This is a genomic window from Pseudacidovorax sp. NFM-22, from assembly GCF_021401245.1.
Taxonomy (GTDB): Bacteria; Pseudomonadota; Gammaproteobacteria; order Burkholderiales; family Burkholderiaceae_C; genus Xenophilus.
Window position 1 is genome coordinate 1,118,874 of the sequence record NZ_JACBFY010000002.1, and the last position, 26,076, is coordinate 1,144,949.

The following is a 26,076-nucleotide window of genomic DNA, read 5'->3' on the forward strand; positions in this document are numbered from 1 at the left end:
CCTCTCCTTTCCCCGCCCGCATGCCAGCATCGAGCCCCTCTCGCCGGAGCGCCCGCATGACCCTCGCCCTGCCCTTCCATCAACGCCCCAGCGCCGACGGCCTGTGGACCGGCCTGCGCGGCAGCGACGGCCAGCCGCTGGCGCTGACCGTGGCCGACGGCCGCATCGCCTGGCTGGGCGCGCCCGATGCGCTGCCGCCCGGCGCGGATGCCCTGCCCCGCCATGAGGGCGGCGGCGCGCTCATCACGCCCGGCCTCATCGACTGCCACACGCACCTGGTCTACGGCGGCCAGCGGGCCAACGAATTCGCCATGCGCCTGGCCGGCGCCAGCTACGAAGAGGTGGCGCGCGCGGGCGGCGGCATCGTCTCCACGGTGCGGGCCACGCGCGAGGCCAGCGAAGACGCGCTGTTCGATGCCGCCAGCGCCCGCCTCGCGCCGCTGCTGGCCGAGGGCGTGTGCGCCATCGAGATCAAGTCCGGCTACGGCCTGGCGCTCGAGCACGAGCGCAAGCAGCTGCGCGTGGCGCGCCGCCTGGCCGCGGCCCATGGCGTCACCGTGCGCACCACCTTCCTCGGCGCCCACGCGCTGCCGCCCGAATACGCGGGCCGCAGCAGCGACTACATCGACCTCGTCTGTCGCGAGATGCTGCCCGCCCTGCATGCCGAAGGCCTGGTGGATGCGGTGGACGTGTTCTGCGAGCGCATCGCCTTCTCGCTGGAAGAGACCGAGCGCGTGTTCCAGGCCGCGCAGGCGCTGGGCCTGCCGGTCAAGCTGCATGCCGAGCAGCTCAGCGACATGGGCGGCGCGGCGCTGGCGGCGCGCTACGGCGCGCTCTCCTGCGACCACATCGAGCACCTGTCGCCCGCCGGCATCGCCGCCATGGCCGAGGCCGGCACCGTGGCCGTGCTGCTGCCCGGCGCCTACTACACGCTGCGCGACACGCAGCTGCCGCCCATCGCCGGCCTGCGCGCGGCCGGCGTGCCGATGGCCGTCTCCACCGACCACAACCCGGGCACTTCGCCCTGCCTGAGCCTGCTCCTAATGATGAACATGGCCTGCACGCTGTTCCGCCTGACGGTGCCCGAGGCGCTGGCCGGCGTCACCACCCATGCCGCCCGCGCCCTGGGCCTTTCGGCCACGCATGGCGAACTGGCCGTGGGCCGCGCCGCCGACTTCGTGCTGTGGAACGTGCACGAGGTTGCGGAGCTGGCCTACTGGTTCGGCCAGCGGCCGGTGCGCTGTGTCGTGCGACAAGGCCGTGTGGCGGAGGGCGCGCTGTGAGCGCCGGGAGCCTTTTCGCCGACCACGCCCTGCTGCCCGGCGGCTGGGCGCGCGACGTGCGCCTGGACTGGGACGCCACCGGCCGCCTCACCGCCGTGCAGCCCGGCGCCACGCCCGAGCCCGGCATGCCGCGTGCCGAAGGCCCGCTGCTGCCCGGCATGCCCAACCTGCATTCGCACGCCTTCCAGCGCGGAATGGCCGGCCTGACCGAGTACCGCGCCGAGGCGCAGGACAGCTTCTGGAGCTGGCGCAGCCTCATGTACCGCTTCGCGCTGCGGCTGCGCCCCGCGCAGCTGGAGGCCATCGCCTTCGGCCTCTACGTCGACATGCTGGAGGCCGGCTACACGGCGGTGTGCGAGTTCCACTACGTGCACCACGACACCGACGGCCACCCCTACGCCGACGATGCCGAGCTGGCCCGCGCCCTGCTGCGCGCCGCCCAGCGTGCCGGCATCGGCCTGACGCTGCTGCCGGTGCTCTACCAGACCAGCGGCTTCGGCGGCGCCGCGCCGGCCGAGGGCCAGCGCCGCTTCATCCGCAGCACCGCGTCGATGCTGCGCTTGCTCGAAACCCTGCGTCCGGCCTGCGAGGCCCAGGGCGCGCGCCTGGGCCTGGCGCCGCATTCGCTGCGCGCCGTGCCGCCCGAGGCGCTGCGCGACGCGCTGGCCGGTCTGGCTGCGCAGGACGCGACGGCGCCCATCCACATCCACATCGCCGAGCAGACCAAGGAGGTGGACGACTGCCTCGCCTGGAGTGGCCAGCGCCCGGTCGCCTGGCTGCTGGACCATGCCCCGGTCGATGCCCGCTGGTGCCTGGTGCATGCCACGCACATGGACGCCGACGAATACCGCCGCGCCGCCGCCACCGGTGCCGTGGCGGGCCTGTGCCCCACCACCGAAGCCAACCTGGGCGATGGTCTGTTCGACCTGCCGCGGTGGACCGCTGGTGACGGCGACGGAGAAGCGGACCCCGCTGCCCGACACGGTGCGTCCTCGGCGGCCTCCGGCGCGGGCAGGCGGCGCGGCGGCGGCGCCTGGGGCATCGGCTCCGACAGCCATGCCTGCGTCGATGCGGCCGAGGAACTGTTGATGCTGGAATACGGCCAGCGCCTGGTGCGTCGCCAGCGCAACGTGGCCGCCACCGCGGCGCAGCCCGAGGTGGCCACCGCCCTATGGCTGTCGGCCGTGGGCGGCGGCGCGCAGGCGTCGGGCCGCGCGCTCGGCGGACTGGCCGTGGGCCAGCAGGCGGACATGCTCGTGCTCGATGCGGCCCATCCGGTGCTGGCCGGGCTGGAGGCGCCGCAGATGCTCTCGGCCCATGTCTTCGCCGCCGGCCGCCAGCGCCCGCTCGCGCACGCCTACGTGGCCGGCCGCAAGACGGTCGATGCCGGCCACCATCCGCTGCGCGCCGAGGCCCAGCGGGCGTTCGTCCAGGCCCGGCGCGAACTGCTGGCCGGTGGGGCATGATCGACCCTTGCCAGAGCCCCTCTCCCCTCGCGGGAGAGGGGTTGGGGAGAGGGGGCCGACGCACCGCAACGTGCGCTGGCCGTGGATGCGCCGCCGCCCCCTCTCCCCCGGCCCTCTCCCGCGAGGGGAGAGGGAGCAAGACCCTGCGGCGCGCGGGATGCACGCGGCCCGATGCCCGCGGCCCGATGCGCATCCGTCCCTTGCGCCTGGCCCGCAAGTCCGCCCTCGCTTGCCGCCCCTTGCATGAACGCAGACCCCTGAAAGCCCCGCCATGACCGCCTTCACCACCACCGAACCCCCCTTCCGCTTCCGCCAGGGCACGCGGCCGCTGCTGATCTCCATGCCGCACGTCGGCACGCATGTGCCACCCGCGCTGGCCGCGCGCCTGACCGACGAGGCCCGCCAGGTGCCTGACACCGACTGGCACCTGGAGCGGCTCTACGACTTTGCTGACGAACTGGGCGCCTCGGTGCTGGTGGCCACGCATTCGCGCTACGTCATCGACCTCAACCGCCCGCCGGACGGCGCCAGCCTGTATCCCGGCCAGAGCGTCACGGGCCTGTGCCCCGTCGACACCTTCGACGACACGCCGCTCTATGCCGACCCGGCCGACCTGCCCACCGAGGCCGAGATCGCCGCCCGCCGCGAGGCGATCTGGGTGCCCTACCACGCCCGGCTGGCCGAGGAACTCGAACGCATCCGCGCCGCCCACGGCATCGCCATGCTGTGGGACGCGCATTCCATCCGTTCCGTGCTGCCGCGCTTCTTCGAGGGCACCCTGCCCGACCTCAACCTGGGCACCGCCAAGGGCGCGGCCTGCGACCCGCAACTGGCCGAACAGCTGCTGGCCATCGCCCGTGCCGACGCGGGCCACACCAGCGTGCTCAACCGTCGTTTCACGGGTGGCTACATCACCCGCCACCACGGCCAGCCGGCACGGGGCGTGCATGCGGTGCAGCTCGAAATGACCCAGAGCAGCTACATGCAGGAACAGCTTCCCTTCGACTACCTTCCCGACGTGGCCGCGCGCGTGCAGCCCACCGTGCGCCGCATGCTGGAGGCCGTGCTGGCCTTCGCCGACGGGCAGCAGCCGTGAGCGCGGGCACCGCCGCAGCACCGGCCTTCCTGGCCGCCCTAGCCGAGGCCCTCGGTGCCGACGCCGTCACGCCCGGCGAGGCCGTGCCCGAACGCCACCTCGCCGACTGGAGCGGCCTGCCGCCCGTGCGCCCGCTGGCCCTGCTGCGCCCGCGCAGCACCGAGGCCGTGTCGGCCGCGCTGCGGCTGTGCACCGAGTACCGCGTGCCGGTGGTGCCCCAGGGCGGCCTCTCCGGCCTGGCGGGCGCCGCCATGCCCATCGAAGGCGCAGTCGCGCTGTCGCTGGAGCGCATGAACGCCGTGGAGTCGGTCGATGCCGCCACCCGCACCCTCACCGCCCAGGCCGGCGCCACCGTCCAGGCCGTGCAGGAGGCCGCCGCCGGGGCCGGCCTGCGTTTCGGCGTGGACTTCGGCGCCCGCGGCTCGGCCCAGGTGGGCGGCGCGCTGGCCACCAACGCGGGCGGCAACGGCGTGCTGCAGTTCGGCATGATGCGCGAGCAGCTGCTGGGCCTGGAGGCCGTGCTGCCCGACGGCCGCGTGCTGCCCATGCTGCGACCCATGCAGAAGAACAACACCGGCTACGACCTCAAGCAGTTCTTCGTCGGCGCGGAAGGCACGCTGGGCGTGATCACCCGCGCCCTCTTCCGCCTGCATCCGGCGCCCCGCGCCCGCGCCACGCTGCTGGCCGCCCTGCCCGACTACGACGCCGCCCTCGCGCTGCTCGGCCGGCTGCAGTCCCGCTTCGCCGGCGGCGTCGCCGCCTTCGAGCTGATGTGGCGCGACTTCGTGGCCGCCTCCCTGGCCTGGCAGCACCTGCGCGAGCCCTTCGACACCGCCCATCCGCTGCTGGCCCTGGTCGACCTGGACGGCAGCAGCGAGGCCGCGCTGCAGGCCGAGGTGGAAGAAGCCCTGGCCGACGCCATGGAGGCCGGCCTGGTGGTCGATGCGGTGCTGGCCCAGTCGCAAGCCCAGGCCGCCGCGCTGTGGAAGATCCGCGAGGCCACGGCCGAGCTGCCGGCCAACATGCATCCGCCGGTCAACTTCGACGTCAGCCTGCCCATGGCGCAGATCGGCCGCTTCGTGCAGGAGTGCCGCGCCGCGCTGGAAGCCCGCTGGCCCGGCCACCTCAGCGTGTTCTTCGGCCACATCGGCGACAGCAACCTGCACGTGTCCGTCGATGGCGTCAGCATCGGCCGCGATGCCGAGGCCGCCGAGCAGCTGGTCTACGGCATGGTCGGCCGCTTCGCCGGCAGCGTCTCGGCCGAGCACGGCATCGGCCTGCACAAGAAGCCCTACCTGGGCGCCAGCCGCACCCCCGAGGAGCTGGCCGCCATGCGCGCCATCAAGGCCGCGCTGGATCCGCTGGGGTTGATGAATCCGGGGAAGGTGTTCGGCTGACGTCCGATGGGCCGGCCGGGTCAGCCGGCGGCTTCGGCATTCAGCCGCCGGACGGCTGCCACGAAGGCGCGCAGGCTGGGCGAGCGATTGCGCTGCGCCTCCAGATGGGCGGCCATCGCGCGGGCGCCGCCGATCTTCTGGAATGCCGGGATCAGGCGCTTGACCTCGACCGAAGGCTTCTGCCAGCTGTCCGGCGCATCGAAGCGCTTGCGGTTGGCGGGCGAATCGATCCGCGGCGTATCGAAGGCCGCCGCCAGCGCGGCGAGGTCGCCGAGATACCAGCTCTCCAGTTCCTGGCAGACCAGCCGGATGAGGCTGTCTGGACGTCCCGCGTCCTCGCACAGTCGGCGCAGCCGTGCCTTCAGGTCGATGCAGTCCGCGTTGTCGTTGTCTCGGACGATGACGAAGCGGTCCCCGGGGTAGCGCCATGCCGCGAGCTTGCGCGCAATGCTGCGGTCCAGATCCGACTTCCCCTCGTGCGGCACACACAAGAAATGCTCACCACTCACCCAGCCGGGGAACAGCCGAGGCAGCCAGCCTTCCAGCAATACCCGCATCGAGGGCTCCTCCAGCAGGAACACCAGCCGGCCCGCCATCAGCGCACGTCCCGGTTGAGGCCTTCGAAAAGTCCCTGCTTCCACAGGTAGCCGGGCAAGTCCCCGGCTTCGAACAGCGCGCGCAGGTTTTCCGAATCCCCAGCCCGCGATACATGGCTGAAGCCGTCCTGTTTGCGCAGGCAGTAGATCTCGTCCAGCGACAAGGCATTGAGGAAATCGGGCGAGTGGGTGGAGATGAAGACCTGGCCGCCCCGCTCCGCATAGCTGCGGAATTCCTCCGCAAGCTCGGGCAGCAGCTCGGGATAGAGCTGGTTCTCGGGCTCTTCCACGGCCAGCATCGGATAGGGCTTGGGGTCGTTCAGAAGCACGAGGTACGCGAACATCTTGATCGTGCCGTCGGACACGTGCCGCGCGATGAACGGGTCCTTGAAGCTGCCGTCCTGAAAGCGCAGGACGAGACGTCCGTCTTCGGTCTGCCGCGGCTCCACCACCGAGATGCCCGGCACTCTGCGGCGCATCGCCTCCAGCACATGGGCAAAGCGGTCGGGGTGGTGCTCGTACAGGTAGTTGGCCACCAGAGGCAGGTTGTCGCCCCGTGTAGAGAGGTGCTCGGCAAAGCCCTCCTCCTGGCTTGGCCGCGCTTCGGACACGTGGAAATCCGAGATGTGCCAGTTCTCGATCATCAGCCGGAAGGCGCTGGCGGCCTTGAAGCGCTCGAACTGACCCAGGCCCTTGATGGCGAGGATGTCCGGGGAATCCAGTTCCTGTTCCTCCCGGGTGAGGTCCTCGTCCGCCTTGGAGAAATCCTCTTCGTTGGTGATGGCGTAGCCGCGACCGGAAGAAAAATCCAGGAAGCGGAACGGTGCGCCGTAGGCGCCCCGCTTGTAGCGCAGGACCTCGCGCTCCACGAAGGGCCGGCCCTCCGCGCCGGGCGCCATGCGCAGCAGGTAGGTCACCAGGCGCTCCTTGCCGGTGATCTCCATGCGGAACTGCAGGGTGATCTCGATGGCCTCGTGCGCAAAGCCGCGGCTCGCGACTTCGCGGTAGCCGCCGCGCTTGGCGATGGCCTTGCCGACGTTCATCGACAGCGCGTCCTTGAGGAAGGAGAGCACATCGAACAGTGTGGATTTGCCTGTTCCGTTGGCGCCCACCAGCACGCAAAGACGGGGAATGTGGGTCAGCTTGGCGTCCCGGAACAGCCGGTAGTTCTTGATGGCGATGGATTCGATCTGCATGGCGCGTCCTGAACGCCCCGGCACGGCGTGGCCGGAGCAGTCGCGCATCGTGCCATATGCGCATGTTCAGGGGATCGCCGCACGCCTGTCGGGCTGCTCGGGCTCCCGCCGGATGGAAGGAGCGTTGCCCGACCTCAACCTCAGCGCCGCACCGGCCAATCCAGTCGCAGCGCGGTGCCCTCCCCCGGCGCCGAAACCACGGTGAGCGTCGCCCCGATGGCGGCGGCGCGGCTGCGCATGCTGGCCAGGCCCTGGCCGCCCGCGGGCGGACCGTCCGCCACGAAGCCGCGGCCGTCGTCGGCCAGCACGATCTCCATGCGCTCGGGCGGGCCGGCATGCCAGTGCGCTTCGAGGCGGATGCGCCGCGCCTGCGCATGGCGCAGCACGTTGGTGAAACCCTCCAGCAGGATGCGCTGGATCTGCATGGCCGTCTGCGGCGTGACGTCGGCGCGCGGGGGCAGGGGGTCCACCTCCCACTCCAGCGTCAGGCCGGCCGCCTCCAGGCGCGGCTGCAGCCGGTAGCGCAGCGTGGCGAGCACCACGGTGAGGTCGCCCTCCAGCGGCTGCAGCGAATCGACCGCCACGCGCAGCTCGTCCAGCGCCAGCTTGACCTGCGCTTCCATCAACGCCGGGTCGGCGCCCGGGCGGCCCACCAGGTTGAGCAGGCCCACCAGCTGCGAGCCCACGCCGTCGTGGATCTCGCGCATCAGGCGCTGGCGCTCCAGCAGCACCGCCTGCTGCTCGCGCTCGGCCTGCAGCGCGTGCATGGCGGCGGTGAGCTGGCGCTCGCGCTCGGCCACCCGCGCGTCGAGCGAGCGGGCCAGGTCGCGGTATTCGCGCACCGAGCGGCTGTAGCGCTCGACCACCATGCCGGCCAGGATCAGCACGAAGCCGAACATGGCGTGCGGGGTGAGGGCCTCCCAGGTCATGGCGGGGATGCGCACCCGCAGCAGGTCGTGCACGCCCGCCGCCAGGGTCAGCACACCAGCGATCAGCAGGGCCATCGAGGTGCGGCGGCGCTGGACCACCGCATCGCGCCAGAGGGCCGGCAGGCAGGCGGCGCCGGCGATACACAGCAGCACGAGCGCACATGTCCAAAGCGGATAGAAGTGCAGCACGAAGGACATCAGCACCAGCAGGGGCGAAAGCCACAGGACGATGCCCTGGAGGCGCAGCAGCCGCGCAGGAGGAGCGCCGAGCGCCAGGAGGACAAAGCGGATGATCAGCGCCAGGTGCAGCGCATAGCTCATGCCCATCACCACGCCCCACCAGGGCCATGGAAGCGGTTGCGGCATGCCCGTCTGGTCCAGGGTGCGGATCGTGCCCGAGAGGGCCGCCAAGCTGAAGCAGCCATACAGCGGAACCCGCTGGTGCCACCACAGGCCGGCGGAGAGGCCGCCCATGAGCAGCAGGCCGACGGTGTAGATCAGCGCGGCGCCGTTGCGCCAGAGCCGGCGCTGCTCGTAGCGCGGCTTGAGCACGCGCAGCGGGCCATACAGGATGCGCGACAGGCCGCCCATGCGCTGTCGCTGGAACTGCAGCTCGATGCGCAATCCGGCTGGCGGCCGTGCGCCGCCATGCGCCGGCAGCGCGATCAGATGCGGCAGGCGGCCCGTGTCGAAGTCCGGGTCGTGCGGTGCGTCCCATCCGTCGACGGGCTGGCCATCCACGAACAGTTGGACTTGGTTGCCGACCGCCTCGATCAGCAGGGCCTGGCTCTCGCGTTCGCCATCCGGCATCGGCGGCAGGGTCAGCGTCAAGGTGGCGGAACCTGCCGCGCTGGGCGCGTGGCTTCCCCATCGCCAGGGCAGGAGGACCCGCTGCGCCACGACCGGCCGGTCGTCCGCGCGCAGCACGGCGTGGGCCTCGTCCAGCAGGTAGACGCCCTGGGCGTCCGGCAAGGGCGCCGCGGCCGTGGCGGGCCGCCACACAAGCAGGAGCAGGAGCACGCCCACCACGCCGCCGAGCAGGCGAAGACGCAGTCCCATGGCGGGGCTGTCAGGGCAGCAGGCCAAGGTTGCGGGCCTCGTAGACGGCCTCGGACTTGTTGTGCACGTCCAGCTTGCCGTAGATGTTGCGCACATGGGTCTGCACCGTGCTGACCGACACGCCGATGCGGGCGGCGCTCTCGGCATAGGTGAAGCCGCGGGAGATGAGGTCCAGCACCTCGAATTCGCGCGGCGACAGCCGCTCGGCCGCGGGCGCCGCACCGACCTGCGCCGGGCTGGCCGGCGCGGCGCCGCGCCCATCCGGGACGGCCGTGCCGCCCGCCTGTTGCCAGCGCCGCAGCAGCTGCCGCGCAATGATGGGCGACATGGGCGAGCCGCCCGCACGCAGCGAGCGGATGTGCAGGCCCAGGTCGTGCTCGGTGCCGTCCTTGAGCAGGTAGCCGCTGGCGCCCGCCTCGAAGGCCTGCACCATGTTGGCCTCGTCGCCGAAGATGGTGATGACCATCACCGCGCAGTCGGGCTGCAGCCGGCGCGCGGCGCGGATCACCTCCAGACCCGAGCGGTCGGGCAGGCCCAGGTCCACCAGCAGCACGTCCAGCGGCTGCCGGGGCAGCCAGTCGAGGATCTGCTGCGCGGTGGCGGCCTCGAACACCAGCGCCAGGCCGGCGTCGCCCGCCACCGCATGGGCGATGCGCTGGCGCATGCCGGCGTCGTCCTCGACCAGGGCGACGCGGGCCGGCCTGCCGGAAGTGCTCGTCGCTGGGGTGCTCATTGCCGGTCGTCGCGTGGGAGGGTGTGGGGCCGGGCCAGGCCGCCCGAAGGGCAGACGTCCCCCGCGACGAGGTGCGGCACCAGGGGGGCGGGCCAGGCGTCGGCGATGCGCGTCCACACCGGCGGGCGGGGGAACTGCGTGGCCTCGGCGCACGAGGTGAAGGCGATCTTCAGGGGGGTGGGCATGGGGACTCCGCGGGGGGATGGGGCCGCGGCGAGTGTCGATTCTGGAGCGCCGGCCGCCGTCACATGAATGGGGGACTGGCGCGCCGTTCGGCCACGCGAGCAACCGGCGCGGCGGCGGCCTGCGCGAGGGCGGCGGTTCGCCGCGGGGCGCCTGCGGCTTCTCAGCCGCCCGGCGGCGCCATCAGCCCGCTGGCGCGCAGCACGCGCCGGCCGATCGCGGCCTCCAGCACCCGCTGCCCACGCCCGGCCGGCGCCACCAGCGTGAACCAGCGCCGCGCACGGGTGATGCCGGTGTAGACCAGCTCGCGCGTGAGCACCGGGCTGGCGGTGGGCGGCAGCAGCAGGGCGGTGTGCTCGAACTCCGAGCCCTGCGACTTGTGCACCGTCATGGCGAAGACGGTCTCCACGGCCTGCAGGCGCGCGGGCAGGGTCCAGCGCACGCCGCCCGAGCCGTCGGCCGCGGCGAAGGCCACGCGCAGCGCGGTGCCGGCCTCGGGCACCGGCCGGCCGGTGGCATCGTCGAAGCGCGCGGGCAGCTGCAGCGTCAGGCCCACGTCGCCGTTCATCAGGCCCAGGGCCGAATCGTTGCGGGTGACCAGCACCGGCCGGCCGGCGTACCAGCCCTGGGTGGCGGCGATCCAGCCTTCGGCATGCAGCAGTTCGGCGATGGCGGCATTGAGGCCCGCCACGCCCCACGGACCTTCGCGCAGCGCGCACAGCAGCTGGAAGCGGCCACTGGCCTGCAGCAGGGCCGCGGCCCAGGCGTCCCATTCCGCGCGGGGCGCGTCGGAGTCGGGGCGCGCCTCGTGGATGCGGCGCAGCCAGTGGGCCGGACCGACAGGCTGCCGGCCGTCGGACTGCACGCCCGCCGCCGAGGTTTGGTCGATGCCGTCGTCGGCCAGCAGCAGGTCGCGCAGGGCGGCGTCCTGCGCCAGATGGCCCGGCGCAGCGCTGAGGCGGCAACGGCGCAGGTCGGCGGGGCCGTCGTCGAACAGCGCCAGCGCCTCGGCCGCCCGGCCCGCATTGACGGCCGTCGCCAGCCGGCCGATGCCGCTGCCGGCATGGAAGCGCCGGCTCACGCGCAGCATGGCGATGGCCTGGTCCAGCGGCTGGCCGCGCGGGTCGTGCAGATCGGCGGGCGGTGTCTGGCCGGTGGCGGCCTGCAGCCAGGCGAGGGTGTCCGGGGCGTAGTGGCCGGCCTCGGCGCGGCTGCACAGCTCGCCCAGCACCGCGCCGGCCTCGACGGAGGCGAGCTGGTCCTTGTCGCCCAGCAGCACCAGCCGGGCCTGCGGGGGCAGGGCGTCGAGCAGGGCGGCCATCATCTCCAGGTCGACCATGGAGGCCTCGTCGACCACCAGCACGTCCAGCGGCAGGGGATGGCCCGCGTTGTGACGCAGGTGGCGGGTGTCGGGGCGGCTGCCCAGCAGGCGGTGCAGGGTGCGGGCCTCGGCCGGCACGTGGCTGCGCAGGTCGGCGCCGCCGGGCAGCTGGTGCCAGGGCAGCGCGTCCAGGGCGCCGCGGATGGACTCGGTGAGCCGCGCAGCGGCCTTGCCGGTGGGCGCGGCCAGCTGGATGCGCAGCGGCCGGCTCGGGGCGCCCGGCCGGCCGCCGGTGCCGGCGGCCGCATCGAAAGCAGCATCGGCTCCGGCATCCAGCATTCCCGTTGCGCCAGCTCGGGACGCGTCGCCGCCATGCATCGCCATCGACTGCAGCAGCGCCAGCAGCCGCACCACGGTGGTCGTCTTGCCGGTGCCCGGCCCTCCGGTGATGACGGCGAAGCGCTGGCGCAGGGCGAGGGCGCAGGCCATCTTCTGCCAATCGGGCGTGCCGTCGCCGTTGCCGAAGAGCCGGTCGAGCACCGGGCGGATGCGGTCGGCCGGCGCGACGGGCGCGGGTGCCAGGCGGTCCTCGACGCGGGCGCGCACCTGCTGCTCGTACTGCCAGTAGCGCCGCAGGTACAGGCGCGGACCCTGCAGCACCAGCGGCGTGGCGCCTTCGGCCGGGTCGCCGCGGCCGCACAGGCGGCTGGCGGCCAGGGCCTCGCGCCAGGCGGCCAGGCGCAGCGGCTGCAGCCAGCGCTGCGGGCCCTCGCCCATCGCGGCGGCGCTGGCGGTGTCGGGCGGCAGCGAAAGGCTGTGGCGCCCATCGGCCAGCGTGGCCTGCAGGTCCAGGCAGACATGGCCTCGGCCGAGCTGGTGGCTGGCCAGGGCGGCGGCCAGCAGCAGCTCGGCGCCGGCTTCGGGATCGCGCTGCAGGCAGAAGAGGGCGAAGCTGCGGTCCAGCTCGCGCAGCCAGCCCTGCTGCACCCAGCGGTCCAGGTCGGCCAGCAGGGCGTCGCGCCGCTGGTCGGCGGCGGCTTCGGCGGGCGCGGCGTCGAAGAGGTCGGCGGTGGGGGGCACGGGCGCGGTCTGCGCGGCGTCGGTGCGGCGGGTCATTCGGCGTCGCCTTCCTCGGGGCCGCGCAGCAGGGCGTCGAGTTGCTCGACCAGTTCGCGCGGCGGCCGCACGGCCCATAGGCCGTGGCCGGGCGCATCGGCCCCGCGCAGGTAGACGGTGAGGGCGCCGCCCAGGTGCGTGTCTGGGTCGTAGCCGGGCAGGCGGCTGCGCAGCAGGCGGTGCAGGGCCAGGGCGTAGAGGGCGGCCTGCACGTCGTAACGGTGCGCCAGCAGCGAGGCCTGGATCGCCGCATCGCCGTAGGCCGCGTCGTCCGGGCCCAGCCAGTTGGACTTGTAGTCGGCCACCCACCAGCGGCCGTCGTGCTCGAAGACCAGGTCCATGAAGCCCTTGAGCATGCCGGCGAGTTGCGTGGGCGGCAGCTCGGGACGGTTCATTCTGGGCAGGATGTGCGCCCTCACCAGCGCGTCGATGCTGCGGGCGTCGGCGCGGTGCACCGGCATCCAGAACTCCATCTCGGACTTCGGCTGCGCCAGGCCAGCCAGCGTGGCGGGGGCGGCATCGGGCAGCGGCCAGGGCGTGCGCAGCCAGCGCGGCAGCCAGTCGCACAGCGGCTCGATCCAGGCCTCCCAGCCGCGCACGGTGCAGCGGCGGGCGACCAGGTCGCGCAGGGCCTCGGGGCTTTCGAGCACGCGGGCGAAGCCCTGCCGCGCGCACCAGTCGAGCAGGCCGTGCAGGAAGCTGCCCGCCTCGGCGCCCTGCGGGAAGGCATGCCAGCTGCCGCCGCGCGGGGCGGTGGCGGGGCGCTCCTCCGGCGCGACGTCGGCGGGCGCGATGGCTTCTTCCAACGCCTGGTCCTGGCGGGCGTCCTCGGGCTCGGCGGCGGGCGCCGGGGCGTCCTGCGTCAGCGCGCCGCCGCTGCCGCCCAGTTGCTGCACGAGGGCGGAATAGCTGGCGATCCACCATGGCGCATGGCCGTGGCGCAGCGGCGTGCGGGCGATGCCGGGCGGCGGCGGCGCGGGCGGGTGCCAGACGCGGGTGTCGGGGGAGGGCGCGGGTTCGACGACGAGGGTGGGCGGGCTGGATGGGTCAGACGCGCCCGCCAGCGCTTGCAGCGCCGCCCGGTAGCCCGCCAGGCTGTCGATGGCCGCCCCCGCTCCCAGCATTTGGCCGAGCGCGCCGCGGTCCAGCGCTACCTTCTTGCCGCTGCCTGCGGACAGGGGCGCCACGCCCAGCCACAGCGCATGCCGGGCGCGGGTGAGGGCCACGTAGAGCAGCCGCATGTCCTCGGCCAGCCGCTCCTCGTCGGCCAGGGCGGCGGCTTCCTCGTGCCTGCCGTCCAGCTCGATCACGCGGGCATCGGCTTCGGCATCGTGGAAGCCGATGGACCGGCTGGCCGAGGCCTTCTCCTCGCGCCAGGCGGCGATGAAGGGCAGCAGCACCAGCGGGTATTCCAGGCCCTTGGACTTGTGGATGGTCACGACCTTGAGCAGGGCGGCGTCGCTCTCCAGCCGCAGGATCTCTTCCTCGCCGCCGGGCTCGGCCAGGCGCTGGGCGAGGGCGCGGATCAGCGCATGCGGGCCGTCCAGGTCGACGGCGCGGCGCTGCAGCCATTCGGCCAGGTGCAGCACGTTGGTGAGCCGGCGTTCGCCGCCGAGGGTCATGGGGCCCGATGCGTCGGCCGGCGCCGCCAGCCAGCGCGCGGGCAGGTCGTAGGCATGCAGCAGCGCATGCACCATCGGCAGCACACCATGGCGCAGCCAGCAGGCGTTGAAGGACTGCCAGCGCAGGGCGGTCTCTTCCCAGGCCAGTTCGTCCTCTTCCAATCGGGCCAGTCCGGCCAGCGGCAGGCCCAGGCTGCGGCTGGCCAGGGCGGTGCGCAGCAGCCGGTCGTCGCCCGGCTCGGCGGCGGCGCGCAGCCAGCGCAGCATGTCCTGCGCCTCGGGCGTGGCGAAGACCGATTCGCGGTCCGACAGGTAGACGCTGCGCAGCCCGCGGGCGGCCAGTGCGGCGCGGATGGCGGCGGCCTCGGTGCCGCTGCGCACCAGCACGGCGATGTCGGCCGGCCGCAGCGGCTGCCAGCGGCCATCGGCCTGACGGAAGCCGCTGCGGCCCTCGCCGGTGTCGGCCAGCCAGCGCACGGCGGCGCTGGCGAAGACTTCGGCCATCTGCGCGCGGTAGTCGGCGGTGCCGACGCTGTCGCGGCCCGCGTCGGGCTCGGGCTCCTGCGACCAGAGGGTGAGGGCGGCCGCGGGTGCGCCTTCGAGCCACAGCGTCTCGTTCCGGCCGCGGGCGCGCACCGGCACGAAGGGCACCGGGTCGCCGTCCGCCTGCGCGAAGCGGAAGGCGCCGCGCGGATGGCGGCTGGCCTGTGCGAAGACGCGGTTGACGGCCTGCACCACGGCGGAGGTGGAGCGGAAGTTGGTGTCCAGCGCGTAGATGGCGCCACCGGCCGCATCGGCCTGCGCGGCCGTGTCGCGCCGGGCGCGCAGGTAGGTGCGGATGTCGGCGCCGCGGAAGGCGTAGATGGCCTGCTTGGGGTCGCCGATGAGGATCAGGCCGCCATCCCCCGCCTCGCCATAGATGCGCCGGAAGATGCGGTACTGCACCGGGTCCGTGTCCTGGAACTCGTCGATCAGCGGCAGCGGAAAGCGGGTGCGGATGCGCGCCGCCAGCGCCTCACCGCCCGCGCCGGCCAGGGCGCGGTCCAGCTGCAGCAGCAGGTCGTCGAAGCCCAGCTCGGCGCGGCGCAGCTTCTCGGCCGCCAGGGCTTCGCGCAGGGCGCGGGCAGCATGCACGGCCAGGTGCGCACGCAGGCCCGCGGGCTGGGCCGCGATCTGCGCCTGCTGCCAGGCGTCGATGGCGTCCAGCGCGGGGTGGTCGGGCAGGGCCTGGCCCTTCTTGAGCTTGGCGCCTGCGCGGCCGAAGCGGGCGATGTTGTCGGGCGCCTCGGCGCCGGCGCTCCAGTCGGCCAGGGCCTGCAGCCAGCCGTCGAAGGTGGCGTCCTCGTCCTTGCCGCGGTAGCTGTTGCCGTTGAGGTGCGGGCGGGCGGCGTGCCACAGGCGTTCCAGCGTGGCGCGGTCGGCGCGCCAGGCGGCGCGGGCCTGCTCCTGCAGGGCGTCGGCCTCGGCCATGCTGCGGCCCAGCTGGCGCAGGGCGTCCAGCGCATCGGCCTCGCCGTCGAAGGCGCTGCCCTGCAGCCGCAGCTGCGCATCGCCCTGGGCGAGCAGCGGGCGCACGGCCTGCCACAGGGCCTCGGGGTTGGCGAAGCAGCCCAGCAGCGCGCGCGAGGCGGCGGCGTCCAGCGGGTAGTAGTGGCGCCGCCAGTGGTCGTGCAGCACCTGCTGCTGCAGCGCCTGCAGGTCGGTCTGCAGGGTCTGGGCGAACAGGCTGCCGCTGCCCATGGCGTGCTCGCGCAGCATGCGCCAGGCCCAGCCGTGGATGGTGGCGATGGCCGATTCGTCCATCCACTGCGCAGCCACGCGCAGGCGGTGGGCGCAGCCGGGGCGGGCCTCGGGCGCGTAGTCGGCGAGCAGGGCGGCCAGCGCATCGCCGGCCGGTGCCTCGGCCTCGCCGGCGAAGACGCGAGCGGCCTCGTCCAGCCGGGCGCGGATGCGCTCGCGCAGCTCCTGCGTGGCGGCCTCGGTGAAGGTCACGACCAGGATCTCGGGCGGCGTGAGCGGTCGGGCGAAGGCGCTGCCGTGCCCGCCATGGCCCAGCACCAGGCGCAGGTAGAGCAGGGCGATGGTGTAGGTCTTGCCGGTGCCGGCGCTGGCCTCGATGAGGCGCAGGCCGTGCAGGGGGAAGCGCAGCGGGTCCAGGGGCTGGACGGGGGGAAGGGTGGCGCTCATGAAGCCGCCCCTGCCTGTTGAAGCGCTGAAGACCGTATGGGCCGAGCCACCCACCGTTCGGGCTGAGCTTGTCGAAGCCCTGGGTCGATCAGGGCGTGCGCGCCGCTCTGCCCTTCGACAGGCTCAGGGCGAACGGGTTTGGCGTGGCTGCCGGTCATGCTCACGACTCTCACGACTCGGCCTCGTTCGTGGCGCCGCGGCGGGCGGCGGGCACCTGGCGCCATAGTGGGCCGTAGAGCGCCTGGGCCCAGTCGAACAGACCGCGGCCGTCGTCGGTGCGGGCGCTGTCCAGGGCGGCGAAGTCGGGATAGGCACGGGCCAGGGCCGGACGTTCGCCTTCGCCCTGGCGCTGCATGCCGCCGTCGTAGGCCATCCGTGCGGCAGGCCCCGCCATGTCCTCGGCCAGCGCGGCGAAGCCGGTGCGGCAGGCCAGCGGCAACGGTTGGCGCAGGCCGGCGAGCCAGGCGTCGACGAGCTGAGCCAGCGCTTCGTCGGCATCGGCCCGGGTCAGGGCTGGCAGCACCAGGGTGCCCGATTCACTGACCAGCACGGTGCGCGTGGGGCCGGCCGCCCAGTTGAGCGCCAGGTGCGCCGGCCAGTGGCGCACCACGTGGTGCCACGACAGCTCCTTGCCCTTGTGCAGCCGGCCCTGGGCCAGCACGAGACGCGCGGGCTCGGCGGTGGCGGAACCGGAGGCCGAGCCTTCACCCGCACCTGCACCTGCACCTGCACCTGCACCTGCACCTGCACCTGCACCTGCACCTGCACCTGCACCTGCACCACTGCCAGCCGCCAGCCGCCGCGGCGGCAGGGCGTCCTCGATCGCCACGCCGCTGGCTGCATGCCGCCAGTGCAGCAGCACGGGCTCGGCCTCCACCTCGGGCCAGGCCTCGCAGGCCTTGAGGTAATGGTCGAAGGTGCGAGCCACGCGCTGGCGCAGGCCCTGGCCGGCCAGGGTGCCGAAGGCCTGCAGCGGCAGGCGGCCTTCGCTGGCGAGCCGGTCGATCTGCTGCGTGAGCGTCGAACCCAGCGCCGCGCGTGCGGCGGCCGGGCCGGGCTGTTCGTCGCACCAGGGCTGTAGCGCCTGGCGCAGCTGCTGCTCCAGCGCCCAGTTCTCCAGGCCGCCCAGGGCGAAGAGCTCGTCGTCCAGCGCGTCCTCGCTGCCGTCGGCGCCGGGGCCGAAGCGCACATGCAGGCGCTGGGCGAAGAAGGCCTCGATGGGCTGGGCCAGGAAGTCCTCCAGCGGGCGCAGGGCGATGGGCTCCTCGGGCTGCCATGCGGGCAGGGCCCCATCGTCGCGGTCGGGCGCTTGCGCGGACTGCGCCGCCTGCCACTCGCGGCCATAGGTGTAGAGGCCGTCCACGGCCGGCGCGCGCGGCGCATCGGGCGCGAAGTAGCGCGGACTGAAGGGCTGCAGCGGATGTTCGGTGGTCAGCGCGGCCAGCAGCGCCTCACGGTCGTCCTCGTGGCCCTGCAGGCGCCAGCCGGCGGCCAGGTGGTCGCGCAGTTGGCCGACCAGCACGCTGGGCGCGCGGGCGCTGTGGTCGCGCACGTCGCGGCCCACCCAGCTCAGGTAGAGCTGCTCGCGCGCGGACAGCAGCGCCTCCAGCAGCAGGTAGCGGTCGTCGTCGCGGCGCGAGCGGTCGCCGGGGCGCCAGTCGTCCCGCATCAGGTCGAAGTCGGCGCGCATCACCGGGCGCGGGAAGTCGCCGTCGTTCATGCCCAGCAGGCAGACCACGCGGAAGGGAATGGCGCGCATCGGCATCAGCGTGCAGAAGCTGACGCCGCCCGACAGGAAGCGCTGCGCCAGCCCGCCACCGCCCAGCTGGCCGAGCCAGGTCTCGCGCACCACCGACAGCGGCAGCTTCTCGTCGAAGCCGGCCGCGGCGCAGTCGTCCAGCCAGCGGTCCAGGCCCTGCAGCAACTCCTGCACGCGCACCTGCTCGCGCGGCGTGGCGGGCGCGAAGAAGCGCTGCAGCAGGGCGCGCAGGCGCTCGGCCCAGGCGGTGGGCGTGGCGTCCTGGGCCAGCGTGTCCAGCGTGACTTCCATGGCACGCAGCAGCGCGGCCAGCGGGCCGAGGGCGGCGGCGTCCAGCCCGCCCACCTCGTCGAAGGGCGCGATGCCGTCGAAGGCCTCGCCGTCGCCGGCGGCATAGCCCAGCAGCATGCGCGCGAGGCCGAAGCGCCAGCTGTTGGCCTCGCCCGCAGCGCCCAGGCCCTGCTGCGCGCGCTGGTCGGCATCCAGGCCCCAGCGCACGCCGGCGCCTTCGATCCAGCGTTTGAGCACGGGCAGGGCGTCTTCCGTCAGGCCGAAGCGCTCGCGCACGGCCTGCACTTCGAGCAGGTCCAGCACGTCGCTGGCGGCGAAGCGGCTGTCGGGCAGGGCCAGCAGCGCCTCGAGGGCCACCAGCAGCGGCTCGCGCCCACGCTGGCCCTGGTCGGCGACGGTGAAGGGAATGTGCCGCGGGTCGCTGCGCGTCAGGCGGCCGAAGACGGCTTCGATGTGCGGGGCATAGGCATCCACGTCGGGCAGCATCACGATCACGTCGCGCGGCTGCAGGCTGGGATCGGCGTCGAAGCGGGCCAGCAGCTGGTCGTGCAGCACCTCCACCTCGCGCTGCGGCGAATGCGCGGCGTGGAAGCGCAGCGAGGTGTCGCGTGCCGGGTCGACGGCGGGCCAGCGGGCGCGGGTCTCAGCCAGCGGGCGCAGCTCCAGGATGTCGTCCTGCAACTGGCGCAGCAGGCTGTGGCCGGGCGGCGCGTCGTCGCTGAAGAGGTCGATGCGGCCGCTGCCGATGCCGGCCCAGGCGCCGCGGTAGCGGTCGGGTTCGTCGAAGCCGTCGATCAGGTGCAGGTAGTCGCGGCCCTGCTTGCCCCAGGCGGCCAGCAGCGGATGGGCATGCTGGTGCAGCGCGGCCTCGTCCAGCACGGCGGGCATGCCGGGGCGGCGCGCCTGGCGGCGGTAGGCGCCGCGCAGCAGGTCCTGGTCGGCCACGATGTCGGTCCAGTGGTGGCGGCAGGGGTTGTGCACGAAGAGCATCACCTGCGCATGCCGCGCCAGGGCGGCCAGGGCCTGCAGCGTCTGCGCGGGCAGGGCGGAGATGCCGAAGACGATCACCCGCCGCGGCAGGCCCACGGGCGGCGGGCCCTCGTGCGCGGCCAGGGCGTCGATGAAGCGCTGGTGCACGCCGGCGCGGCTGCCGGCCAGGCCCTGCGCGGCGTCGGCCTGTTCCCCGGCGCCCAGGTCGTCGAGCAGGGCGCGCCACAGGCGGGCCTGCCACTGCTGGTCCTCGGGCAGGGGGCGGGTGCCGCCGCGCAGCGTCTGCAGCTGGTCGTGGCCGGCGGCCCAGTCCTGCAGCCAGTCGGCGCGGTAGACCTGGTACTGGTCGAACAGGTCGGCCAGCCGCAGTGCCAGCTGGTGGCACTTGCGGGATTCGGGATCGTGGGCGAGGAAGCGCGCCAGCGGTGCGAAACGCGGGTCCGCCTCGGCCGCGCGGGCGGTGAGCGCGGGCAGCAGGCGCATCAGCCGCCAGGCGAGCGGCGCCTCGTCGAGCGGCGAGCGCTCGGGCACCGTGTCCGCGCCCAGCACCGCGCGGTAGGCCCGCCACAGGAATTGCGCCGGCAGCTGCACGTCGAAGGCCGCCGTGATGCCCAGCCCGCCGCGCGCCGGATCGGCCGCCAGCGCCAGCTTGAGCCACTGGGCGATGCCGTTGCTCTGCACCAGCACCACCTCGTCCTCCAGCGGCGCCAGCGGATGCCGCGCCAGCCAGGCCACGAGCAGCTGCCGCAGGTCCTCCGGCCGGTTGCCGTGCAGGACCATGAGGCCGGGCTGCAGGGGGGGCGGGGCGAAGGAATCGGTCATGGCGGGGCAGCGGTCGGCCATGTTAGCGGCCGGGGCAGGCACGGGTTTTTACAATCGCGCCCCCATGAATCTGCCCACCTACACCCGCGCCCAGCAGCTGCCGGCCATCCTGGCCCAGCGCATTGCCATCCTCGACGGGGCCATGGGCACCATGATCCAGCGCTTCAAGCTCAGCGAAGCGCAGTACCGCGGCGAGGGCTACACCGGCCCCGGGGCCGTGGGCGATCGCTTCAAGGACTTCCACAAGGACGTGAAGGGCAACAACGAGCTGCTGTCCCTCACCCGCCCCGACGTGATCCGCGACATCCACGAGGGCTATCTCGCGGCCGGGGCGGACCTGATCGAGACCAACACCTTCGGCGCCACCACCATCGCGCAGGAGGACTACGACATGGCCGCGCTGGCGCGCGAGATGAACCTGGCCAGTGCCCGGCTGGCGCGCGAGGCCTGCGACAAGTTCAGCACGCCCGACAAGCCGCGCTTCGTGGCCGGCGCCCTGGGCCCGACGCCGCGCACCGCCAGCATCAGCCCCGACGTGAACGACCCCGGCGCGCGCAACATCGATTTCGAGACGCTGCGCGCCGCCTACTACGAGCAGACGGCCGCGCTGGTGGAAGGCGGCTCGGACGTGCTGCTGGTCGAGACCATCTTCGACACGCTCAACGCCAAGGCCGCGCTCTTCGCCATCGACGAATACTTCGAGGCCAGCGGCGAATGCCTGCCGATCATCATCAGCGGCACCGTCACCGACGCCTCGGGCCGCATCCTGAGCGGCCAGACGGTCACCGCCTTCTGGCACAGCGTGCGCCATGCGCGCCCGCTGGCCGTCGGCCTGAACTGCGCCCTGGGCGCTGCGCTGATGCGGCCCTACGTGCAGGAGCTCAACCGCGTGGCGACCGACACCTTCATCAGCTGCTACCCGAACGCCGGCCTGCCCAACCCGATGAGCGAGACCGGCTTCGACGAGACGCCCGACGTCACCTCGCGCCTGGTGCACGAGTTCGCGGCCGAAGGCCTGGTCAACATCGTCGGCGGCTGCTGCGGCACCACCCCCGACCACATCGCCGCCATCGGCGCTGCCGTGGGCCCCGTCGCTCCGCGCGGCGTGCAGGGCGCGCGCTTTTATCGCTGAAGTGAAACACCCCCCATGCCGCTTCGCGGCTCCCCCCTCTCTGGCGCCTTCGGCTTGGAGGGGGGCGCACCCCACGGCCTGGCAAAGCCAGTTCCGTGGGTGCCCTGGCATGGCCTGCTCCGCGGCCGTTCGATCACTCTTGCTGCGCCGGTTTTATGGGGCGTGGGCGGCGCGCAGCGCCGTGGAAAACTGAAATCAACCGCCTGCGGAGCAGGCCACGCGGGAGCACCCGCGGAACCGGCTTTGCCGGGCCGCTGGGTGCGCCCCCTTGAGGGGGAGGCGCCGCAGGCGCCACGGGGGTGGGCCTATTTCAACCAGCCTCTTTTGCGGAAATACAGCATCGGTCCAACCGCACTGGCCACCATCAGCGCCAGCACGTACGGATAGCCCAGCCCCCACTCCAGCTCCGGCATGTACTTGAAGTTCATGCCGTAGATGCTGGCGATCAGCGTCGGCGGCAGCAGGGCGACGCTGGCCACCGAGAAGATCTTGATGATCTTGTTCTGGTTGATGTTGATGAAGCCGACCGTGGCGTCCATCAGGAAGTTGATCTTGTCGAACAGGAAGGCGGTGTGGCTGTCCAGCGATTCGATGTCGCGCAGGATCTGCCGCGCCTCCTCGAACTGGTCGGCATTGAGCATGCGGCTGCGCATCATGAAGCTCACCGCGCGGCGGGTGTCCATCACGTTGCGGCGGATGCGGCCGTTCAGGTCTTCCTGGCGGGCGATCAGGCCCAGCACCTCGCCGGCGATCTCGTCGCTCACGTTGCCCTTGAGCACCAGGTTGCCGGCGGCTTCCAGCTCGTCGTAGATGCCTTCCAGCGTGTCGGCCGAGTATTCGGCGTCGGCGTCGAAGAGCTTGAGCAGCACTTCCTTGGCGTCCTCGATCAGCCCCGGTGCCCGGCGCGCGCGCATGCGCAGCAGGCGGAACACCGGCACGTCCTCATCATGGATCGAGAACAGCACGCCGCGGCTCTTCAGTTCGGCGTTGTGCTGGTTGAGGATGAAGGCCACGCGCACGCTGCGGGGCTCGTCGGCGTCGGCGATCAAGAAGTCGCTGCGCACATGAAGGTCGCCGTTGTCCTCTTCGTAGAAGCGGGCCGATTCCTCGATGTCCTCGTCGGTCACGTCCTCGGGAATCGACAGGCCGTAGTACTGCTTGACCCAGCGCTTCTCGTCCGGGCTGGGCGACTCCAAGTCGACCCAGATCGGCTGGAAGCGGGACAGCTCCTCCAGCGACTCGATTTCCTCCTGGACGAGGCGGCCGTTGGCGAGCGTGAAGATGTTGAGCATGGCGTGCTCCCCTGAAAGCGAAGGCGTTGCGGGACGAAGGGCGGGCAGGAAGGGGGTGGTTGGCGCTTTCAGCCCGCCACCCGCGCACCAGCCGGCACGCGCGACGCGAAGGTCAGAAGGGAGCTGAAAGCTGCCGAGACGGGGAGGTGTCCAAGGTCGGTACTCCGGTAAAGCAGCGGGCGCGATTATGCACCGCAGCAGGGCATCCACCGGGCCGATCTGGATGGACATCCAGTACATTTGTGGCGTCATGTCCACCCTTGTGAACGAAGCATCCACGGCCGCCGCCGACACCGGGGCCGGGCGCCTGGAAGCGGCCCTCGCCGGGCTCAACGACGACCAGCGCGCGGCTGTATTGCACGGCGTCGGCGAGCGCGCGGCACCGGGCGGGCCACTGCTGGTCATCGCGGGGGCGGGCGCCGGCAAGACCAGCACGCTGGCCCACCGCGTCGCCCACCTGCTGGCAGCGGGCGCCGACCCTCAGCGCATCCTGCTGCTGACCTTCTCGCGCCGCGCCGCGCAGGAGCTGACCCGCCGCGCCGGCCTGGTCGCCGCCCGCGTGCTCGGCCTCGCCGAAGGCAGCCTGCCGGCGCTGCCCTGGGCCGGCACCTTCCACGGCGTCGGCGCACGGCTGCTGCGCGACCACGCGGCCCAGCTCGGGCTGGACCCGGACTTCACCGTCCACGACCGCGGCGATGCCGAGGACCTGATGGGCTGGGTGCGCCATGCGCGCGGCCTGTCGCAGACGGCAAGGCGCTTTCCGCTCAAGGGCACCTGCCTCGGCATCTACTCGCGGGTGGTCAACACGCGGCTGCCGCTGGCCGAGGTGCTGCGTCAGTCCTTTCCCTGGTGCGCCGAATGGCAGGAACAGCTGCCCGCGCTGTTCGCCGACTACGTCGACGCCAAGGCCCAGCAGAACGCGCTGGACTTCGACGACCTGCTGCTCGCCTGGGCCACGATGATGGAAGAGCCAGCCCTTGCCGCACAGGTGAGTGCCCGCTTCGACCATGTGCTGGTCGACGAATACCAGGACACCAACCGCCTGCAGGACGAGATCCTGCGCCGCCTCAAGCCCGACGGCCGCGGCGTCACGGCGGTGGGCGACGACGCCCAGGCCATCTACGGCTTCCGCGGCGCGACCGTGCGCAACATCCTGGACTTTCCGGCGGCCTTCGATCCGCCAGCGCGCGTGCTCATGCTGGAGCGCAACTACCGCAGCACGCCGCCCATCCTCGACGCCGCCAATGCCGTCATGGACCATGCGCAGGAGCGCCATGCCAAGCGCCTGTGGACCGATCGTCCCAGCGCTGGCCGGCCGCAACTGGTGCTGGTGCCCGACGAGGCCCACCAGGCCACCTGGGTGGCCGACCGCGTGCTGGCCCACCGCGAGGGCGGCTTGGCGCTCAAGCGGCAGGCGGTGCTGTTCCGCACGGCCAGCCACAGCGCGGCGCTGGAGCTGGAACTGGTGCGCCGCAACATCCCCTTCGTGAAGTTCGGCGGCCTCAAATTCCTGGAGGCGGCGCACGTCAAGGACCTGCTCGCGCTGATGCGCTTCGTCCACAACCCGCGCAGCCGGCTGGCGGGCTTTCGTACCGTGCAGCTCATTCCCGGCGTCGGCCCTGCCACCGCCGGCCGGCTGATGGACGCCATGCAGGCCGCCGCCGACCCGGCCGCCGCGCTGGCCGCCTTCGTGCCGCCGCCCATGGTGCGCGAGGCCTGGCAGGACTTCGCCCGCGCCTGGCAGGCGCTCAAGGCCGGCGGCGAGGGCTGGCCGCAGGAGCTCGCCATCGCCATCGACTGGTACGCGCCGCACCTGGAGCGGCTGTACGAGGCCGCGCCCCTGCGCCTGGGCGACCTGCAGCAGCTGGCCGAACTGGCGCGCGGCTATGCCTCGCGCCAGCGCTTCCTGACCGAGCTGACCCTCGATCCGCCCGACGCCACCAGCGACCGGCCCGGCCCGCCGCTGCTCGACGAGGACTGCCTCATCCTCTCGACCATCCATTCCGCCAAGGGCCAGGAATGGAATTCGGTGCATGTGCTGAACGTGGTCGACGGCTGCATGCCCGCCGACGTGGCGCAGGGCGCGCACGAGCTGGAGGAAGAGCGCCGCCTGCTCTACGTCGCCATGACACGCGCCCGCGAGCACCTGCACCTGCTGGTGCCGCAGCGCTTCCATGTCACGCAGCAGTCGCGCTTCGGCGACCGGCATCTGTATGCCGGCCGCACCCGCTTCATCCCCGATGCGGACCTGCGCCATTTCGACCGCGTGACCTGGCCGCCACCGCCGCCCGTCGTGCCCCATGCCCCTGTCCCGCCCGAGGTCTTGGACCTGCGCCAGCGTCTGCGTGCAGCCTGGCGCCCGGGCTCTTGAATGTGGGCCCCTGCGCTATCGAAGATGCAGCGGCGCGAACATCTCCTGACGGCGCTCAAACATTCCTCCATTGCAATTCGATGACGCCGCGCGCATAGTGAATTCAACGCACCGACACGCCTTCTTCCCACCCCTGCACATCGTCCCCGCCGACATCCCGCATTGCCTCGCGCATCCGCTTGAGTTCCGCCGGCCGGCGCCTTCCTTTCGAAGAACCGGCCATTTCCCCAACCGTCAATTCCAGGAGGTCATTCATGAATTTGACGATCAGCGGCCATCACCTCGACGTCACGCCTTCGCTGCGCAGCTACGTCACCACCAAGCTCGACCGCATCACGCGGCACTTCGACCGCGTGGTGGACGTCAAGGTGATCCTTACCGTGGAGAAGCAGAAGGAAAAGGAACGCCGGCAACGCGCCGAATGCAGCATCCACGTGAAGGGCAACGACATGTTCGCCGAGTCCAGCCATGCCGACCTGTATGCGGCGGTGGACGAACTCATGGACAAGCTCGACCGCCAGGTCGTCCGTCACAAGGACCGCCTTCAGGACCATGGTCATCCCTCGCCCAAGCGCCTGATGTGAAGTCCCGCAGGCGACACCGCCTGCCATGCCGCCGAGCCCCTGCTCGGGGCAAATCCTCTTGAAAAGCCGCCTCCGGGCGGCTTTTCCATGTCTGGTACAAGGGTTAGCCCGGGTGCATAATCGCGCCCCGATTCGCCCCCCACCATGAACCGACTCGCATCCATCCTGCCGTCCGCTCAAGTGCTCGTGAGCGTGGACGCCACCAGCAAGAAGCGTGCTTTCGAGGAAGCGGGCCTGCTGTTCGAGAACCTGCACGGCCTCGGCCGCGCGCTCATCACCGACAGCCTGTTCGCCCGCGAGCGACTCGGTTCCACCGGCCTGGGCCACGGCGTTGCCATCCCGCACGGGCGCATCAAGGGCCTGAAGTCGCCGATGGCGGCGGTCTTCCAGCTGGCCCATCCCATCGGTTTCGACGCGCCCGACGAGCAGCCCGTGGCGCTGCTCATCTTCCTGCTGGTGCCGGAGACGGCCACGCAGAAGCACCTGGAGATCCTGTCCGAGATCGCCGAGATGCTGAGCGACGCGCCCCTGCGCGAGAAGATCAAGAGCAGCGCCGACGCCGGCGAGCTGCATGCCCTGATCGCGGGCTGGCGCTCGGCCCAGGTGGTCTGAGGGGCGCACGCCCCGGGGTTCGCGCCCTTTCCTGCTTTC

18 protein-coding genes are annotated in these 26,076 nt (G+C 72.6%); 8 read left to right on the forward strand and 10 right to left on the reverse strand.

Annotation, left to right across the window (positions count from 1 at the left end):
• The first annotated feature begins 56 nt into the window (after nucleotides 1-56).
• The 4 genes from hutI to L0984_RS10745 all read left to right on the forward strand — a co-directional run bounded on the left by hutI (nucleotide 57) and on the right by L0984_RS10745 (nucleotide 5,242).
• Entirely contained in the window at nucleotides 57-1,283 is a 1,227-nt protein-coding gene (hutI, locus tag L0984_RS10730) for an imidazolonepropionase (protein ID WP_234193667.1), read from the forward strand.
• On the forward strand, nucleotides 1,280-2,749 hold the full coding sequence (locus L0984_RS10735; protein ID WP_234193668.1) for a formimidoylglutamate deiminase: 1,470 nt from the start codon (nucleotides 1,280-1,282) through the stop codon (nucleotides 2,747-2,749). Before hutI ends, L0984_RS10735 begins: the two co-directional genes overlap by 4 nt.
• A 271-nt stretch (nucleotides 2,750-3,020) precedes the next feature.
• The gene (gene hutG, locus L0984_RS10740) at nucleotides 3,021-3,845 is read left to right on the forward strand and encodes an N-formylglutamate deformylase (RefSeq protein WP_234193669.1); all 825 of its coding nucleotides are present in this window, start codon (nucleotides 3,021-3,023) and stop codon (nucleotides 3,843-3,845) included.
• Entirely contained in the window at nucleotides 3,842-5,242 is a 1,401-nt protein-coding gene (locus L0984_RS10745) for an FAD-binding oxidoreductase (RefSeq protein ID WP_370645928.1), read from the forward strand. Before hutG ends, L0984_RS10745 begins: the two co-directional genes overlap by 4 nt.
• Before the next feature lie 20 nt (nucleotides 5,243-5,262).
• On the opposite strand, the gene L0984_RS10750 is transcribed toward L0984_RS10745, so the two are convergent.
• The 8 genes from L0984_RS10750 to recC all read right to left on the reverse strand — a co-directional run bounded on the left by L0984_RS10750 (nucleotide 5,263) and on the right by recC (nucleotide 20,046).
• Nucleotides 5,263-5,838 (reverse strand): DUF4276 family protein, encoded by a 576-nt coding sequence (locus L0984_RS10750; RefSeq protein WP_234193670.1) that lies wholly within the window; start codon nucleotides 5,836-5,838, stop codon nucleotides 5,263-5,265.
• Nucleotides 5,838-7,034: an AAA family ATPase gene (locus L0984_RS10755; protein ID WP_234193671.1), complete on the reverse strand. Its 1,197-nt coding sequence runs from the start codon at nucleotides 7,032-7,034 to the stop codon at nucleotides 5,838-5,840. The genes L0984_RS10750 and L0984_RS10755 overlap by 1 nt, the downstream gene beginning before the upstream one ends.
• Before the next feature lie 140 nt (nucleotides 7,035-7,174).
• The gene (locus tag L0984_RS10760; protein ID WP_234193672.1) at nucleotides 7,175-9,022 is read right to left on the reverse strand and encodes a sensor histidine kinase; all 1,848 of its coding nucleotides are present in this window, start codon (nucleotides 9,020-9,022) and stop codon (nucleotides 7,175-7,177) included.
• A gap of 10 nt (nucleotides 9,023-9,032) precedes the next feature.
• Nucleotides 9,033-9,755 (reverse strand): response regulator transcription factor, encoded by a 723-nt coding sequence (locus L0984_RS10765; RefSeq protein ID WP_234193673.1) that lies wholly within the window; start codon nucleotides 9,753-9,755, stop codon nucleotides 9,033-9,035.
• On the reverse strand, nucleotides 9,752-9,940 hold the full coding sequence (locus tag L0984_RS10770; RefSeq protein ID WP_234193674.1) for a hypothetical protein: 189 nt from the start codon (nucleotides 9,938-9,940) through the stop codon (nucleotides 9,752-9,754). The genes L0984_RS10765 and L0984_RS10770 overlap by 4 nt, the downstream gene beginning before the upstream one ends.
• Before the next feature lie 161 nt (nucleotides 9,941-10,101).
• Nucleotides 10,102-12,375 carry an exodeoxyribonuclease V subunit alpha gene (gene recD, locus L0984_RS10775; protein WP_234193675.1) on the reverse strand — a complete coding sequence of 758 codons (2,274 nt, stop codon included), beginning with the start codon at nucleotides 12,373-12,375 and terminating at the stop codon, nucleotides 10,102-10,104.
• Entirely contained in the window at nucleotides 12,372-16,184 is a 3,813-nt protein-coding gene (gene recB, locus L0984_RS10780; RefSeq protein ID WP_234193676.1) for an exodeoxyribonuclease V subunit beta, read from the reverse strand. The genes recD and recB overlap by 4 nt, the downstream gene beginning before the upstream one ends.
• A gap of 169 nt (nucleotides 16,185-16,353) precedes the next feature.
• A complete protein-coding gene (recC, locus tag L0984_RS10785; protein ID WP_234193677.1) occupies nucleotides 16,354-20,046 on the reverse strand; it encodes an exodeoxyribonuclease V subunit gamma in 3,693 nt (1,230 codons plus the stop codon).
• Nucleotides 20,047-20,110: 64 nt separating this feature from the next.
• On the opposite strand from recC, the gene L0984_RS10790 reads away from it, so the two are divergent.
• Nucleotides 20,111-21,178: a homocysteine S-methyltransferase family protein gene (locus L0984_RS10790; protein WP_234193678.1), complete on the forward strand. Its 1,068-nt coding sequence runs from the start codon at nucleotides 20,111-20,113 to the stop codon at nucleotides 21,176-21,178.
• 305 nt (nucleotides 21,179-21,483) lie between these two features.
• Here the strand turns inward: L0984_RS10790 and corA are convergent, their stop codons facing one another.
• A complete protein-coding gene (corA, locus tag L0984_RS10795) occupies nucleotides 21,484-22,470 on the reverse strand; it encodes a magnesium/cobalt transporter CorA (protein WP_234193679.1) in 987 nt (328 codons plus the stop codon).
• 250 nt (nucleotides 22,471-22,720) lie between these two features.
• Between corA and L0984_RS10800 the strand changes: the two genes are divergently transcribed.
• Nucleotides 22,721-24,841 carry an ATP-dependent helicase gene (locus tag L0984_RS10800; protein ID WP_234193680.1) on the forward strand — a complete coding sequence of 707 codons (2,121 nt, stop codon included), beginning with the start codon at nucleotides 22,721-22,723 and terminating at the stop codon, nucleotides 24,839-24,841.
• Nucleotides 24,842-24,944: 103 nt separating this feature from the next.
• Here L0984_RS10800 and L0984_RS10805 read toward each other — a convergent pair whose 3' ends face one another.
• Nucleotides 24,945-25,097, reverse strand: coding sequence for a hypothetical protein (locus L0984_RS10805; RefSeq protein ID WP_234193681.1), 153 nt, complete (start codon nucleotides 25,095-25,097; stop codon nucleotides 24,945-24,947).
• On the opposite strand from L0984_RS10805, the gene hpf reads away from it, so the two are divergent.
• Both hpf and L0984_RS10815 read left to right on the forward strand, forming a co-directional pair.
• Nucleotides 25,096-25,425 carry a ribosome hibernation-promoting factor, HPF/YfiA family gene (hpf, locus tag L0984_RS10810; RefSeq protein ID WP_017757964.1) on the forward strand — a complete coding sequence of 110 codons (330 nt, stop codon included), beginning with the start codon at nucleotides 25,096-25,098 and terminating at the stop codon, nucleotides 25,423-25,425. The two genes, L0984_RS10805 and hpf, sit on opposite strands and share 2 nt — an antisense overlap.
• A gap of 144 nt (nucleotides 25,426-25,569) precedes the next feature.
• The gene (locus tag L0984_RS10815; protein ID WP_043119112.1) at nucleotides 25,570-26,037 is read left to right on the forward strand and encodes a PTS sugar transporter subunit IIA; all 468 of its coding nucleotides are present in this window, start codon (nucleotides 25,570-25,572) and stop codon (nucleotides 26,035-26,037) included.
• Nucleotides 26,038-26,076: the final 39 nt, after the last annotated feature.